Genomic DNA, 14,966 nt, shown 5'->3' with positions numbered 1-14,966 from the left:
CAGGCGAAATTTCCCGATGCAGCAGCAAAAAATTCAGAAAAATTCAAACCTCCCTCAGCCCTTTATTCATGGGAAATTCAGCCGTTTCGCTTGTGGCAAAATTTCGGCCTCAGGCCGGTGCAGGGTTGTCTCAGAATCTGAGTATGTTAGGGTAATGCCAGTTAACTATTTACCATGGTAATCATATCGACATAAACAAATAACAGGACACTCTCTATTGCATGGCAATTAAATTAGAAGTGAAAAATCTTTATAAAATATTTGGCGAGCATCCGCAGCGCGCATTCAAATATATTGAGAAAGGCCTTTCGAAAGAGCAAATTCTGGAAAAAACCGGGCTATCGCTTGGCGTTAAAGACGCCAGTCTGGCCATTGAAGAAGGCGAGATATTCGTCATCATGGGATTATCCGGTTCGGGTAAATCCACTATGGTTCGCCTTCTCAATCGCCTGATTGAACCCACCCGCGGACAGGTGCTGATTGACGGCGTGGATATCGCCAGAATATCAGACGCCGAGCTTCGCGAGGTGCGCAGAAAGAAGATTGCGATGGTGTTTCAGTCATTCGCCCTAATGCCGCATATGACGGTGCTGGATAATACCGCCTTTGGCATGGAATTAGCCGGCACGCCCGCTCAGGAACGTCAGGAAAAAGCCCTTGATGCGCTGCGTCAGGTGGGGCTGGAGAATTATGCGCACGCGTATCCGGATGAACTTTCCGGCGGTATGCGCCAGCGCGTAGGATTAGCCCGCGCATTAGCCATTAATCCGGATATATTATTAATGGATGAAGCCTTCTCGGCACTCGATCCGTTAATTCGTACCGAGATGCAGGATGAGCTGGTAAAATTACAGGCCAAACATCAGCGCACAATTGTTTTTATTTCTCACGATCTGGATGAAGCCATGCGTATTGGCGACCGTATCGCCATTATGCAAAATGGTGAAGTGGTGCAGGTCGGCACGCCGGATGAAATTCTCAATAACCCGGCAAATGATTATGTGCGCACCTTCTTCCGCGGCGTGGATATTAGCCAGGTATTCAGCGCCAAAGATATTGCCCGCCGAACCCCGAACGGCATTATCCGTAAAACGCCGGGTTTTGGCCCGCGCTCCGCGCTTAAGCTGCTGCAGGACGAAGACCGTGAATACGGCTATCTGGTTGAACGCGGCAATAAATTTGTCGGCGTTGTTTCCATCGACTCTCTGAAAACCGCACTCGGCGAAAACCAGGGAATCGATGCGGCGTTAATTGACGCTCCGCTTGCCGTGGACGCCGAAACGCCGCTCAGCGAGCTGCTCTCTCACGTCGGCCAGGCGCCGTGCGCCGTGCCGGTCGTGGGTGAGGAACAACAGTACGTCGGCATCATCTCAAAACGCATGTTGCTGCAGGCTTTAGATCGCGAGGGGGCAAACAATGACCGATCAATCTAACCCGTGGGGCACCACTGAAGCGGCGGACAGCGCTGCGCAATCTGCCGATGCGTGGGGCTCCACGCCAGCGCCGGCCGATGGCGGCGGCGCGGCAGACTGGCTGAACAGCGCACCCGCGCCTGCGCCAGAACACTTCAACATTATGGATCCGTTCCACAAAACGCTGATCCCGCTGGACAGCTGGGTCACGCAGGGGATCGACTGGGTGGTAACCCACTTCCGCCCGGTATTCCAGGGGATCCGCATCCCGGTGGATTACATCCTGAACGGCTTCCAGCAGCTGATGCTGGGCATGCCTGCACCGGTGGCCATTATCCTGTTCTCGCTTATCGCGTGGCAGTTTGGCAGCGCGGGGATGGGGGTCGCCACGCTGATTTCCCTGATCGCTATCGGCGCGATTGGCGCGTGGTCGCAGGCGATGATCACCCTCGCGCTGGTGCTGACCGCCCTGCTGTTCTGCATCGTCATCGGGCTACCGATGGGGATCTGGCTGGCGCGCAGCCCGCGGGCCGCGAAAATTATCCGTCCGCTGCTGGATGCGATGCAGACCACCCCGGCGTTCGTTTATCTGGTGCCTATCGTGATGCTCTTCGGCATCGGTAACGTGCCGGGCGTGGTGGTGACCATTATCTTCGCCCTGCCGCCGATTATTCGCCTGACCATTCTGGGCATTAACCAGGTGCCGGCGGATCTGATCGAAGCCTCACGCTCCTTCGGCGCCAGCCCGCGCCAGATGCTGTTTAAGGTTCAGCTTCCGCTGGCGATGCCGACCATTATGGCAGGCGTTAACCAGACGCTGATGCTGGCGCTGTCTATGGTGGTTATCGCCTCGATGATTGCCGTTGGCGGACTGGGCCAGATGGTGCTGCGCGGCATTGGCCGCCTCGACATGGGGCTGGCAACCGTCGGCGGCGTCGGGATTGTGATCCTCGCCATTATTCTTGACCGCCTGACCCAGGCCGTCGGTCGTGATTCACGCAGTCGCGGCAACCGTCGCTGGTATACCACCGGCCCTGTCGGGTTACTCACCCGTCCATTTACAAAATAAGGAACAACGATGCGACAGAGCGTACTTTTTGCTACAGCGATTGCCACCCTTGTCTCCACCAGCACGTTTGCGGCTGAGCTGCCGGGCAAAGGCATTACCGTACAGCCGGTGCAGAGCACCATTTCGGAAGAGAGCTTCCAGACGCAGATCGTCAGCCGCGCGCTGGAGAAGCTGGGCTATACGGTAAATACCGCCAGCGAAGTGGATTACAACGTGGGCTATACCTCGATTGCCTCCGGTGACGCCACCTTTACCGCCGTGAACTGGCAGCCGCTGCACGACGACATGTATGCCGCCGCGGGCGGCGACAAGAAGTTCTACCGGGAAGGCACCTTCGTGACCGGCGCGGCGCAAGGGTATCTGATCGACAAAAAAACCGCCGATAAGTATCACATCACCAACATTGAGCAGCTGAAGGATCCGAAGATCGCCAGACTGTTCGATACCAACGGTGACGGCAAGGCCGACATGATGGGCTGTTCACCGGGCTGGGGCTGTGAAGCGGTGATCAACCATCAGAACAAGGCCTTTGACCTGGCGAAGACCGTCGACGTGAGCCACGGTAACTACTCCGCGATGATGGCCGATACCATCGCTCGTTTTAAAGAGGGCAAACCGGTCATCTATTATACCTGGACCCCGTACTGGGTGAGCGACGTGCTGAAGCCGGGCAAAGACGTGGTGTGGCTGCAGGTACCGTTCTCCTCCCTGCCGGGCGAACAGAAAGATATCGACACCAAACTGCCGAACGGCATGAACTATGGCTTCCCGGTGAACACCATGCATATTGTGGCTAACAAAGCCTGGGCCGAGAAAAACCCGGCGGCGGCGAAGCTGTTCTCCGTGATGAAGCTGCCGCTGGCGGACATCAACGCTCAGAACGCCATGATGCACGCGGGTAAATCCTCCGAAGCGGATATTAAGAACCACGTGGATGGCTGGATCAAAGCCCACCAGCAGCAGTTTGACGGTTGGGTGAAGGAGGCGCTTGAGGCGCAGAAGTAAGTTTTTCCCCTCACCCCGGCCCTCTCCCAAGGGAGAGGGTTAGGGTGAGGGCACCAGACCGCACCATCCCCTAAACCGCACAATCCATCACGTAACAATCCCCCAACATTCACAATCATTAGTTATTATGTTTCCGGAAAAATAATCACCTGACTAACGATTCCTGAAACTAATGACAAAAACATCTCAGGGGCTTAGCCCCGCGCTTATCCTTTTAATGTCCGTGGCAACGGGTCTGGCTGTCGCCAGCAACTATTACGCGCAGCCTCTGCTTGATACCATCGCGCGCGCCTTCGATCTTTCTGCCAGCTCCGCCGGCTTTATCGTCACCGCCGCGCAGCTCGGCTATGCGGCAGGGCTGCTGTTCCTGGTGCCGCTTGGCGATATGTTTGAGCGCCGGATGCTTATTGTCTCCATGACGCTTCTGGCGGCAGGCGGCATGCTGATCACCGCCAGCAGCCAGTCGTTAACGATGATGATTATCGGCACCGCGCTGACGGGGCTGTTCTCCGTGGTGGCGCAAATTCTGGTTCCCCTCGCCGCAACGCTGGCCTCGCCGGAAAAACGCGGCAAAGTGGTCGGCACCATCATGAGCGGCCTGCTGCTGGGCATCCTGCTGGCGCGAACCGTTGCGGGTCTGCTGGCGAGCCTCGGCGGCTGGCGCACCGTTTACTGGGTGGCGAGCGTGCTGATGGTTGTCATGGCGCTGGCGCTGTGGCGCGGCCTGCCGAAAGTGAAGCAGGAGAATCACCTGAACTATGCGCAGCTCCTCGCTTCCGTTTTCAGCCTCTTCACCAGAGATAAGCTCCTGCGCACGCGCGCTATTCTGGGGTGCCTGACCTTCGCCAACTTCAGCATTTTGTGGACGTCGATGGCGTTTCTGCTCGCGGCCCCGCCGTTTAACTATTCGGAAGGGGTCATTGGCCTGTTCGGGCTGGCGGGCGCGGCGGGCGCACTGGGCGCGCGTCCGGCCGGAGGACTGGCCGACAAGGGCAAATCTCACATGACCACCTCCGCAGGGCTGGTGCTGCTCCTGCTCTCCTGGGCTGCGATCTGGTACGGGCATACCTCGGTGCTGGCGCTGATTGTCGGTATTCTGGTCCTCGACCTCACCGTGCAGGGCGTGCATATCACCAATCAGACCGTGATTTATCGCGTGAAGCCGGACGCGCGTAACCGCCTCACCGCCGGGTACATGACCAGCTACTTTATCGGCGGCGCGGTGGGCTCGCTGATTTCAGCCTCCGCGTGGCAGCATGCGGGCTGGACGGGCGTATGCGCTATCGGCGCTATCGTGGCGGCAGTGAACCTGCTGGTATGGTGGCGCGGGTATCACCGTCAGGACGCAATTCACTAAGATTTACATTGCTTTGGGCCTCCTGGGGTGTAAAGGGGGCCTGCATCTGTTAATGTAACGGTAATCATTTATCCCAGAAATTTTACTGTGGGTGACATATTTACTACCGGCATGAATAGCTCAGACCCCTGTCCTCACGTCCTCTCTTTCGCGGGTACCCACCCCACCCTTTCTGTGCTCACCGGGTCACGGATTTACCCGGCGCTTTCTGACGGTGACATACTTTTGGCGGATATAACCGCACAAATAATTCATTTACATTATTTGTCACCGTCGTTACTATATCGGCTGTAATTAATGAGGTTATGCCCAAAATGGATAGTTCGTTTACGCCCATTGAACAAATGCTTAAGTTCCGCGCCAGTCGTCATGAGGACTTCCCGTATCAGGAAATCCTGCTGACGCGCCTGTGCATGCACATGCAGGGTAAGCTGCTGGAAAACCGTAATAAAATGCTGAAAGCTCAAGGGATTAACGAGACGTTGTTTATGGCGTTGATTACGCTGGAGTCTCAGGAAAATCATAGCATTCAGCCGTCGGAACTGAGCTGCGCGCTGGGTTCATCCCGTACTAATGCAACCCGTATTGCTGACGAGCTGGAAAAGCGCGGCTGGATCGAACGCCGTGAAAGCGATAACGATCGCCGCTGCCTGCATCTGCAGCTGACCGAAAAAGGTCACGAATTCCTGCGCGAAGTGCTGCCGCCGCAGCACAACTGCCTGCACCAGCTCTGGTCTGCCCTCAGCACCGCCGAGCGCGACCAGCTTGAGCACATTACTCGCAAGCTGCTCACCCGTCTGGACCAGATGGATGAAGATGGCACCATTCTCGAGGCGCTGCGCTAACGCGACAATCCGCTCAACATTCCAGATTTCGAAAAGAAAAACTGACAGGCCAGCACGTCAAACTGCTGGCCTTTCTGACAACAGGTCGGCTCAGCCGATGTGAAAATAAAAAGATCGTGGAGAACAACAATGAGCGCAAATGCGGAGAACACTCCCCCGCAGCAACCGGTCAACAAGAAGGGCAAACGTAAGAGCGCCCTTCTTCTGCTGACCTTGCTCTTTATTATTATTGCCGTGGCATATGGGATCTATTGGTTTTTAGTATTGCGTCATGTTGAAGAGACAGACGATGCATACGTGGCAGGGAACCAGGTTCAAATCATGGCGCAGGTGTCGGGCAGCGTGACGAAAGTCTGGGCCGACAACACCGACTTCGTGAAAAAAGGCGATGTGCTGGTCACGCTCGATCCGACCGACGCCCAGCAGGCGTTTGAAAAAGCACAGACGCAGCTGGCCTCCAGCGTTCGTCAGACCCGCCAGCTGATGATCAACAGCAAGCAGCTTCAGGCCAACATCGACGTGCAGAAAACCGCACTGGCGCAGGCGCAGAGCGACCTTAAGCGTCGCGTTCCTCTCGGCACCGCCAACCTGATTGGCCGCGAAGAGCTGCAGCACGCCCGCGATGCGGTTGCCAGCGCTCAGGCGCAGCTGGACGTGGCGATTCAGCAGTACAACGCCAACCAGGCGATGGTGCTGGGCACCTCTCTGGAAAACCAGCCAGCGGTGAAACAGGCGGCGACCGAGGTGCGCAACGCATGGCTTGCCCTGCAGCGTACGAAAATCGTCAGCCCGATGACCGGCTACGTCTCTCGCCGCTCGGTGCAGCCTGGCGCGCAGATTGGCACCACCACCCCGCTGATGGCCGTCGTTCCGGCGAACAATCTGTGGGTGGACGCGAACTTCAAAGAGACCCAGCTTGCGCATATGCGTATCGGCCAGACCGCGACCGTGGTCAGCGACATCTACGGTGATGACGTGAAGTACACCGGGAAAGTGGTCGGTCTGGACATGGGCACCGGCAGCGCGTTCAGCCTGCTGCCCGCGCAGAACGCTACCGGGAACTGGATCAAAGTGGTACAGCGCTTGCCGGTGCGTATCGAGCTGGATCCTAAACAGCTGGCAGACCATCCGCTGCGAATTGGCCTTTCCACGCTGGTGACGGTGGATACCGCCAACCGCGACGGCCAGATCCTCGCAAGCCAGGTGCGCAGCACGCCGGCTTATGAAAGTAACGCCCGTGAAATTAGCCTCGATCCGGTCAATAAGCTGATCGATGACATCGTGAAGGCAAACGCCGGTTAATCCGAAGGTGAGCGTTATGCAACAGCAAAAGCCGCAAAAACCGCTGGAGGGGGCGCAGCTGGTCATTATGACCATTGCGCTGTCGCTGGCGACATTCATGCAGGTGCTGGACTCCACCATCGCAAACGTGGCGATCCCAACCATCGCCGGTAACCTTGGCTCATCCCTGAGCCAGGGGACCTGGGTTATTACCTCGTTCGGGGTGGCGAACGCCATCTCCATTCCGATTACCGGCTGGCTGGCGAAGCGCGTCGGCGAAGTGAAGCTGTTCCTCTGGTCGACGATCCTGTTCGTGCTTGCCTCCTGGGCGTGCGGCATGTCCAGCAGCCTGACGATGCTGATCTTCTTCCGCGTTATTCAGGGGATTGTCGCCGGTCCGTTGATTCCGCTATCGCAAAGCTTACTGCTGAATAACTATCCGCCCGCCAAACGCTCCATCGCGCTCGCGCTGTGGTCGATGACGGTGATTGTCGCGCCAATTTGCGGGCCAATCCTCGGCGGCTATATCAGCGATAACTACCACTGGGGCTGGATCTTCTTCATCAACGTGCCTATCGGTGCGCTGGTGGTGCTGATGACGCTTCAGTCATTGCGCGGCCGCGAAACGCGGACCGAACAGCGGCGGATCGACGGCATCGGGCTGGCGCTGCTGGTTGTCGGCATCGGCAGCCTGCAAATCATGCTCGATCGCGGTAAGGAGCTGGACTGGTTTGCCTCGACGGAAATCATCGTGCTGACGGTGGTCGCCGTGGTTGCCATCAGCTTCCTGATTGTCTGGGAGCTGACGGACGATAACCCGATTGTCGATCTCTCGCTGTTTAAGTCGCGAAACTTCACCATCGGCTGCCTCTGTATCAGCCTCGCCTATATGCTCTACTTCGGCGCGATCGTTCTGCTGCCGCAGCTGCTGCAGGAGGTTTACGGCTATACCGCAACCTGGGCGGGGCTGGCGTCCGCGCCGGTAGGGCTAATACCGGTGCTGCTGTCGCCGATTATTGGCCGCTTCGCCCATAAGCTCGATATGCGCCGGCTGGTGACCTTCAGCTTCATCATGTACGCCGTGTGCTTCTACTGGCGCGCGTACACGTTCGAGCCGGGAATGGACTTTGGCGCTTCCGCGTGGCCGCAGTTTATTCAGGGCTTTGCCGTGGCGTGCTTCTTTATGCCGCTGACCACCATCACGCTTTCCGGCCTGCCGCCCGAGCGCATGGCGGCGGCATCGAGCCTGTCGAACTTTACCCGCACGCTGGCGGGCTCAATCGGGACCTCGATCACCACTACCCTGTGGACCAACCGGGAATCGATGCACCATGCCCAGCTGACCGAAGCGGTAAACCCGTTCAACCCGAACGCGCAGCAGATGTATAGCCAGCTTGAGGGGATGGGCATGACGGAGCAGCAGGCGTCCGGCTGGCTTGCCCAGCAGATCACCAACCAGGGGTTAATTATCTCGGCGAACGAAATTTTCTGGATTTCGGCCGGGATCTTTATCGTCCTGCTGGGGCTGGTGTGGTTTGCCAAACCGCCGTTTGGAGCCGGTAGCGGCGGCGGCGGCGCGCATTAATTCGCGTTGTCCAAAACGCGACAGCGATTGTCAGTTCCGATAAAGCAGCGCTCCTGAAATCGATTCACGATAGTGAAAAGACAACAGGAGCGCATCATGCTGAACACGCCCGCCGACAAATACCGGCCTTATCCCCCGCTTTCCCTGCCCGACCGCCGCTGGCCGGAGCAACGCATTACGCGCGCGCCGCGCTGGCTCTCCACCGACCTGCGCGACGGTAACCAGGCTCTGGCCGAGCCGATGGACGGCGCGCGCAAGCTGCTGTTCTGGGAGCTGCTGCTGGACTGCGGCTTTAAGGAGATCGAGGTTGCTTTTCCGTCCGCCTCGCAGACGGACTTCAATTTTGTGCGCCAGCTGATTGAAGAAAACCGCATTCCGGATGACGTCACCATTCAGGCGTTAACCCAGGCGCGGGAAGATCTCATCATCCGCACCTTTGCGTCCCTGCGCGGCGCTCAGCAGGCCACCGTACACCTCTATAATGCGACAGCCCCGCTGTTCCGCCGTCTGGTGTTCGGCATGGAGAAGGCGCAGGTAATCGAACTGGCGACGCGCTCCACGCGGCTTATCCGGCAATTATGCGAAGAAAACCCCGACACCCGCTGGCAGTATGAGTATTCGCCGGAAACCTTCTGCTTTACCGAGCCGGAGTTTGCGCTGGAGATTTGTGAAGCCGTGGCGGATATCTGGCAGCCATGCGGGGCGCGTCCGATGATCGTCAACTTACCGGCCACCGTGGAAGTGAGTACGCCGAACGTCTATGCCGACCAGATCGAGTATTTCTGCCGCCACTTCAGCCGCCGCAGCGACGTCTGCATCAGCGTGCATCCTCATAACGATCGCGGGACCGGCGTCGCCAGCGCGGAGCTGGCGGTGATGGCCGGAGCCGATCGCGTGGAGGGATGCCTGTTTGGCAACGGCGAGCGCACGGGCAACGTCTGCCTGGTAACGCTGGCGATGAATCTCTACAGCCAGGGCGTTAGCCCGAATCTTGACTTCAGCGATATGCACCGGGTGGTAGAAACGGTTGAAACCTGCAACCAGCTTCCCGTCCATCCGCGTCATCCGTGGGCGGGTCGGCTGGCCTATACCGCCTTCTCCGGCTCGCATCAGGATGCCATCAAGAAAGGCTTCGATGCCCGCCGGCCTGGCGAGCGCTGGGAGATGCCGTACCTGCCCGTCGATCCGCAGGATATCGGCTGTACCTATGAAGCAGTCATCCGCGTGAACAGCCAGTCAGGAAAAAGCGGCAGCGCGTGGCTTATCGAGCAAAACCACGGCCTGAAGTTGCCCCGCGCGCTGCAGCAGGATTTTAGCCAGCACGTGCAGCAGGAAACGGATCGCCACGGAAAAGAGATGACGCAGAATGCGCTGTGGCAGCTGTTTCGTACCCGCTACGGGCTGGTAGCGGCCCCGCAGTTTGCCCTGCAATCCTACAGCAGCGACGGCCAGAAGGAGGGCCTGCTGCGGCTGACGGCGATCGTCGCCACGCAAGGGGGAACGCGCCAGCTGGAGGGCCAGGGAAACGGGCTGCTCTCCGCCGCCGCTCACGGCTTAAGCCGCTGGGTCGACGCGCCGTTTGTGATTAAGGATTATCACGAACATACCCTGGGTGAACGCAGCGACAGCCGCTCGGTGGCCTATATCCGCTGCCTGTTCCAGGACGGTACCAGCAGCTGGGGCGTGGGCATTGACGGCGACGTGGCGCGCGCATCGCTTCAGGCGCTGCTTAACGCGGTCAGTCGTTCTTAAAGTAATCGCTGGGTGAGATACCCATCACCCGGCGAAACATTGCCGTGAACGCGCTGTGGCTGCCGTACCCCAGATCCAGCGCCACGCGCAGCACCGGCTGGCCCTGCGCAAGCCGCACTAGTGCTTCCAGCAGCCGTGCCCGTCTCACCCATTCGCTGTAGCTTAACCCGGTCTGCTGCTGAAAATGGCGGTTCAGCGTCCGTTCGCTCATGCTCAACAGCTTCGCCGCCTGTGCGCTGCTCCAGCTCTCGCCTGAGGCCTGTCGAATCTGCTGGCAAAGGTGGCGCAGCGCCTCGCTTTGCGGTTCAGGCAGGTGAAACGGCAGTATCGGCATGATGCGAATTTCGTCGAGGATCAGCTCATAGACGCGTTCATCGCGGCTTCCGGGGGCGTAAGATTCAGGAAGCGTAAGTGAGGTAAGGATCAGCTCGCGCAACAGCGGGGAGATCTGCACGATCTGACAGGTCGCCGGGAGATCGGCGCGCGCCAGCGGATCGATAAATAGCGTGCGGGCCGCAACGTTGCCGGTGATGCGCAGGGCGTGCTGCGTACCCGCAGGTAGCCACACGCCGCGGCCAGGCGGCACCACCCAGCAGCCGGAGACGGTATCGACGCGCACGACGCCCGTCAGGCTATGCAGGAGCTGCGCGCAGTCGTGCCGATGCCACGGCTCGCTGGCACCGTGAGCATAATCATGTGCGAACGGAACAAGCGGGCGGTGGGTAAAGGAGAAGGTTGTGGTTGTGGTCATGGGCTAAACAACCCTCACCCTACCCTCTCCCTGAAGGAGAGGGAAAAGGTGCACTAGATGTGCAGTTCCTGGAGCTTCTCTTTTGGCAGGGCCAGCTCATCGTTGCTGTTTACGCGAACGTCGCGTTCGATGATATGGCGGGCAATCTCCTGCGCTTCTTCCAGAGAGTGCATCTGGTAGGTGCCGCACTGATACACGTTCAGCTCAGGGATCTGGTTCTGCTCTTTTACCTTCAGCACGTCTTCCATCGCCGCTTTCCACGCATCCGCAACGCGCTTCTCTTCTGGCTGACCAATCAGGCTCATGTAAAAACCGGTGCGGCAGCCCATCGGAGAGATATCGATGATCTCAACGCCGTTGCCGTTCAGGTGGTCGCGCATAAAGCCGGCGAACAGGTGCTCCAGGGTGTGAATGCCTTTCTCCGGCATCACTTCCTTATTTGGCACGCAGAAGCGCAGATCGAAAACGGTGATCGTGTCGCCGTGCGGGGTGTTCATGGTCTTCGCCACGCGGACTGCAGGTGCTTCCATACGGGTATGGTCGACAGTAAAGCTATCTAATAACGGCATACGTCACCTCCGATAGTGATTTTTTTTAAAATAAACTGAACTCTTCTACACAATGCGCGTCTGAGTATATGAAAGACGCGCATTTGTTATCATCATCCCTGAATTCAGAGATGTATATTTTGGCCACAGCGATGTGGCCTTTTTCTTTTGGTTCAGGCCTGTTTCGCCAGAAACGCCTCAAACGACTCCGTATCCGCCGCTTCGACCTCTTTCTGACGCACAATGGACGCATCGCGCTCCGCCGCAAAATCTGCTTCGCTCAGGATCTCTAACGGTTCCTGCATCAGCATCTCGCGGTACTCCGCTGAGAGTGAACGCCCCGTGCCACCAATCCCCTGTTCAATCATAGAACGCAGAATACGCGCCGAGAACGTCAGCTCCGGGTTATCAAAGCTTTCGACCAGTTCGTCGCAGACCTTCTGGTAAGCTTCACCGCCGTACACGCTGTCCAGCGTCTGGGCCACGCGCTTCAGGTCCTGGAACAGATCTTTGCCTACCTTCGCGAGCGGGAACTGCGCCGTTTCACAGCCAATGCCTAACGTCAGGCCCGGCTTGCGTCCTTCCAGAATCACGCGATTCCAGTTGGTACGGGTACACAGCAGCTCGTCGGCGCTCATTTCCGGCGCATCCGCCAGCACGCACCAGACCATAAACAGGTCGAGGAAGCGAACCTGCTGCTCGTCAACGCCAATCGGTGAGAACGGGTTGATATCCAGCGAGCGCACTTCAATGTATTCAATACCGCCGCGCTGCAGCGCATCCGATGGGGTTTCCCCGCTGCGCGTTACGCGCTTCGGACGAATTGGCGCATACAGCTCGTTTTCAATCTGCAATACGTTGCTGTTGATTTGCAGGCGCTTGCCGTCTTTTTCGAGGCCGATTTTTTCGTACTCTTCCGACGGAGTTTTAATGGCCCGCTTCAAGCCTGCCACATAGTCGTGCAAATCGTTAAACGTAATTCCGAGATTGCTTTGCGATTTATTGGTATAGCCAAGATCGCTCAGGCGCAGGGAAGTCGCGTACGGCAGGTAATACATTCCGCACTCGGTTTTCTCGAACGGCAGCGTGGTCGGTTTGCCCTGCAGGAACGAGGAGCAGATCGCCGGAGACGCGCCAAACAGATACGGAATAACCCAGCCGAAACGGTAATAGTTGCGGATCAGGCGGAAATAACCCGCAGAGATCGCTTCTTTGTCCGTTTCACCGCATTTCGCCTGCCAGAACGCCATCGGCAGAGAGAAGTTGTAGTGCACGCCAGAGATGGTCTGCATAAGTGCGCCGTAGCGATTTTTCAGGCCTTCACGGTACAGCGTTTTCAGCCGACCAATATTCGAGGTGCCGTACTGCGCCAGCTCGATGTCCTGACCCTGCTCGATATAGCACGGCATGCTGAGCGGCCACATGCGCTCGTCGCCGAGGTTGCGGGCGGTGAAGCGATGCACATCGCGCATGATCGTCAGCATATGATCGATATCGCCGTCTACCGGCGTAATGAACTCCAGCAGCGCTTCGGCGAAATCGGTTGTGATCCATTTATGTGTCAGCGCCGAGCCTAACGCCTTCGGGTGTCCCGTTGTCGCTAAGCTACCATCCGCATTTACGCGCAGCGTTTCGCGCTCAAGCCCACGCTGAATCCCCTTCAGTGCCTGTGGGTGATTTTCCAGCCAGGCCAGCGCCTGTGATACGTCCGGGATCAATTTGACCTCCCGCCTGTCAAAAAATTGTCACTCAGCATAATTGTAATGGTTGACGATTGAAGGTCGCGAATTCATTCCACCAATTAGTGCCACCACGTCATACCCTGTAGTGTTACCCATGCCAGTAAAACATAGCGTAACGCCTTGCCAAGGCACAAAAAAAAGAGCACCGGTCCCCAGGAGATGCGCATCCATCCCGCCAGCAGACACAGTAAATCGCCTATTACAGGCATCCAGCTTAATAACAGCGTGGCAGCGCCATAGCGTTTTAGCCAGCCCACCGCCTTTTCCTGCCAGCGAGATTTTTCGCGTAGCGGAAAGAAACGTCCAAGAATAACGTTAGTCAGCCCTCCAAGGCTATTACCCATTGTTGCTATTAAGACCAGCAACCAGGGCTGACTCACGCCGGACAACAGCATCGCCACCAGTACCACTTCCGAATTCCCCGGCAAGAGGGTGGAGCTTAAAAAACTGCTGGCGAATAATGAAGCAAGTGACAGCGCGTCACTCACAGTAAGCGAACGTCCACCGCCGCCATGCCTGCATCACGCGCGGCCTGAATACCAAAGTCGGCATCTTCAAACACAACGCATTTTGCAGGCGGGACGCCCATTAATTCTGCGCAGAGCAGAAAGGTGTCCGGTGCGGGTTTGTGATTTTTAACATGATCGGCAGCAACGACGGCAGAAAAATAGTGGCGCAGGCCAAGGTGATTGAGCAGCGCTTCAGCAATGGCGCTCTCGCTGCCCGTGCCGACGGACATAGGACGACGTCCGTGCCACGCTTTAACGACGTCAATAAGCGGTAAAGGCTGCACGGTGTCTAACAGTATGGCTTTTACCGCATCGGTTTTTTCACGCGCGAGCTGGTGCGGGTCGAGATCGGCCTGGTTTAGCTCAATCACGGCCTGTGCGATACGCCAGGTGGGAGATCCGTTGAGGGCAATCATCGCCTGTAAATCGAAGCGCATTCCGTAACGGCCAAGAACATCGGTCCAGGCCTGGCGATGCGTGGGTTCGGTATCCAGGAGAGTGCCATCCATGTCGAAGATCAAACCGTCATACTGTGCGTACATCGTGCTCTCGCTAAACGATTAACAAAGCATTACTTTATCGTAAAAGGTGGTTTTTGTCGCTGACAGAGAGTGTGATTGCTGACGGAACGTCGAAGGAATAAACAAAAGGGGAGAATATGGTGCATCCGGGAGGATTACTCGGCTTACGCCTCGCCCTGCGGGCCGTTGCTAAAGCAACGTTATCCTCCCTGGTGCTTGCGATTAACTCGCAGACCTTGAAACAACAGCATCGCTATTATTTCGGAGAATATGGTGCATCCGGGAGGATTCGAACCTCCGACCGCTCGGTTCGTAGCCGAGTACTCTATCCAGCTGAGCTACGGATGCATCAGGGAAATGCTTTTAGAAACAGTAGATGGTGCATCCGGGAGGATTACTCGGCTGCGCCTCGCCCTTCGGGCCGTTGCTAAAGCAACGTTATCCTCCCTGGTGCTTGCGATTAATTCGCAGACCTTGAAACAACAGCATCGCTGTTATCTCGGAGAAGATGGTGCATCCGGGAGGATTCGAACCTCCGACCGCTCGGTTCGTAGCCGAGTACTCTATCCAGCTGAGCTACGGATGCATC

13 protein-coding genes and 2 tRNA genes are annotated in these 14,966 nt (G+C 57.4%); 8 read left to right on the top strand and 7 right to left on the bottom strand.

What is annotated here, in order from left to right; all coding sequences use genetic code 11:
• The first annotated feature begins 221 nt into the window (after positions 1-221).
• The 8 genes from proV to leuA all read left to right on the top strand — a co-directional run bounded on the left by proV (position 222) and on the right by leuA (position 10,306).
• Complete coding sequence (gene proV, locus IM304_RS14915) at positions 222-1,433, top strand: glycine betaine/L-proline ABC transporter ATP-binding protein ProV (protein WP_148421369.1); 1,212 nt, start codon at positions 222-224, stop codon at positions 1,431-1,433.
• Complete coding sequence (proW, locus tag IM304_RS14910) at positions 1,417-2,481, top strand: glycine betaine/L-proline ABC transporter permease ProW (RefSeq protein WP_148421367.1); 1,065 nt, start codon at positions 1,417-1,419, stop codon at positions 2,479-2,481. Before proV ends, proW begins: the two co-directional genes overlap by 17 nt.
• Positions 2,482-2,490: 9 nt before the next feature.
• Positions 2,491-3,486 carry a glycine betaine/L-proline ABC transporter substrate-binding protein ProX gene (gene proX / locus IM304_RS14905; protein ID WP_148421365.1) on the top strand — a complete coding sequence of 332 codons (996 nt, stop codon included), beginning with the start codon at positions 2,491-2,493 and terminating at the stop codon, positions 3,484-3,486.
• A gap of 172 nt (positions 3,487-3,658) precedes the next feature.
• Entirely contained in the window at positions 3,659-4,843 is a 1,185-nt protein-coding gene (locus IM304_RS14900; protein ID WP_193356685.1) for an MFS transporter, read from the top strand.
• Between the two features lie 314 nt (positions 4,844-5,157).
• Positions 5,158-5,688, top strand: coding sequence for a multidrug efflux transporter EmrAB transcriptional repressor EmrR (emrR, locus tag IM304_RS14895; protein ID WP_176609651.1), 531 nt, complete (start codon positions 5,158-5,160; stop codon positions 5,686-5,688).
• Positions 5,689-5,817: 129 nt separating this feature from the next.
• Positions 5,818-6,990, top strand: a complete 1,173-nt coding sequence (emrA, locus tag IM304_RS14890) for a multidrug efflux MFS transporter periplasmic adaptor subunit EmrA (RefSeq protein WP_193356686.1) — start codon at positions 5,818-5,820, stop codon at positions 6,988-6,990.
• Between the two features lie 16 nt (positions 6,991-7,006).
• A complete protein-coding gene (gene emrB, locus IM304_RS14885) occupies positions 7,007-8,554 on the top strand; it encodes a multidrug efflux MFS transporter permease subunit EmrB (RefSeq protein ID WP_006811709.1) in 1,548 nt (515 codons plus the stop codon).
• 96 nt (positions 8,555-8,650) lie between these two features.
• Positions 8,651-10,306 carry a 2-isopropylmalate synthase gene (leuA, locus tag IM304_RS14880; RefSeq protein WP_193356687.1) on the top strand — a complete coding sequence of 552 codons (1,656 nt, stop codon included), beginning with the start codon at positions 8,651-8,653 and terminating at the stop codon, positions 10,304-10,306.
• On the opposite strand, the gene IM304_RS14875 is transcribed toward leuA, so the two are convergent.
• From IM304_RS14875 to IM304_RS14845, 7 genes are all read right to left on the bottom strand, one after another.
• A complete protein-coding gene (locus tag IM304_RS14875; protein WP_148421357.1) occupies positions 10,293-11,057 on the bottom strand; it encodes a helix-turn-helix transcriptional regulator in 765 nt (254 codons plus the stop codon). The two genes, leuA and IM304_RS14875, sit on opposite strands and share 14 nt — an antisense overlap.
• A gap of 53 nt (positions 11,058-11,110) precedes the next feature.
• The gene (luxS, locus tag IM304_RS14870; protein WP_003862180.1) at positions 11,111-11,626 is read right to left on the bottom strand and encodes an S-ribosylhomocysteine lyase; all 516 of its coding nucleotides are present in this window, start codon (positions 11,624-11,626) and stop codon (positions 11,111-11,113) included.
• A 152-nt stretch (positions 11,627-11,778) separates the two neighbouring features.
• Positions 11,779-13,323: a glutamate--cysteine ligase gene (gene gshA / locus IM304_RS14865; RefSeq protein ID WP_193356688.1), complete on the bottom strand. Its 1,545-nt coding sequence runs from the start codon at positions 13,321-13,323 to the stop codon at positions 11,779-11,781.
• Between the two features lie 83 nt (positions 13,324-13,406).
• A complete protein-coding gene (locus tag IM304_RS14860; RefSeq protein WP_017692791.1) occupies positions 13,407-13,835 on the bottom strand; it encodes a YqaA family protein in 429 nt (142 codons plus the stop codon).
• Positions 13,832-14,398, bottom strand: a complete 567-nt coding sequence (gene yqaB, locus IM304_RS14855) for a fructose-1-phosphate/6-phosphogluconate phosphatase (protein ID WP_193356689.1) — start codon at positions 14,396-14,398, stop codon at positions 13,832-13,834. Before yqaB ends, IM304_RS14860 begins: the two co-directional genes overlap by 4 nt.
• Before the next feature lie 250 nt (positions 14,399-14,648).
• Positions 14,649-14,725 (bottom strand) — tRNA-Arg (locus IM304_RS14850).
• 161 nt (positions 14,726-14,886) lie between these two features.
• Positions 14,887-14,963 (bottom strand) — tRNA-Arg (locus IM304_RS14845).
• Positions 14,964-14,966 lie beyond the last annotated feature (3 nt).

Origin of the sequence: Enterobacter cloacae complex sp. P40C2 (assembly GCF_014930695.1) — a bacterium.
Taxonomy (GTDB): Bacteria; Pseudomonadota; Gammaproteobacteria; order Enterobacterales; family Enterobacteriaceae; genus Enterobacter; species Enterobacter pasteurii.
The sequence above is the reverse complement of the archived record's forward strand: the minus strand, read 5'-3'. Positions and strand labels throughout refer to the sequence as shown.

What these genes read in the sequence shown, in the direction of transcription:
- proX (WP_148421365.1), top strand. Translation starts at nt 2,491, where the DNA reads ATGCGACAGAGCGTACTTTTTGCTACAGCGATTGCCACCCTTGTCTCC.
- emrB (WP_006811709.1), top strand. Translation starts at nt 7,007, where the DNA reads ATGCAACAGCAAAAGCCGCAAAAACCGCTGGAGGGGGCGCAGCTGGTC.
- IM304_RS14875 (WP_148421357.1), bottom strand. Translation starts at nt 11,057, where the DNA reads ATGACCACAACCACAACCTTCTCCTTTACCCACCGCCCGCTTGTTCCG.
- leuA (WP_193356687.1), top strand. Translation starts at nt 8,651, where the DNA reads ATGCTGAACACGCCCGCCGACAAATACCGGCCTTATCCCCCGCTTTCC.
- yqaB (WP_193356689.1), bottom strand. Translation starts at nt 14,398, where the DNA reads ATGTACGCACAGTATGACGGTTTGATCTTCGACATGGATGGCACTCTC.
- emrR (WP_176609651.1), top strand. Translation starts at nt 5,158, where the DNA reads ATGGATAGTTCGTTTACGCCCATTGAACAAATGCTTAAGTTCCGCGCC.
- luxS (WP_003862180.1), bottom strand. Translation starts at nt 11,626, where the DNA reads ATGCCGTTATTAGATAGCTTTACTGTCGACCATACCCGTATGGAAGCA.
- emrA (WP_193356686.1), top strand. Translation starts at nt 5,818, where the DNA reads ATGAGCGCAAATGCGGAGAACACTCCCCCGCAGCAACCGGTCAACAAG.
- IM304_RS14900 (WP_193356685.1), top strand. Translation starts at nt 3,659, where the DNA reads ATGACAAAAACATCTCAGGGGCTTAGCCCCGCGCTTATCCTTTTAATG.
- proW (WP_148421367.1), top strand. Translation starts at nt 1,417, where the DNA reads ATGACCGATCAATCTAACCCGTGGGGCACCACTGAAGCGGCGGACAGC.
- proV (WP_148421369.1), top strand. Translation starts at nt 222, where the DNA reads ATGGCAATTAAATTAGAAGTGAAAAATCTTTATAAAATATTTGGCGAG.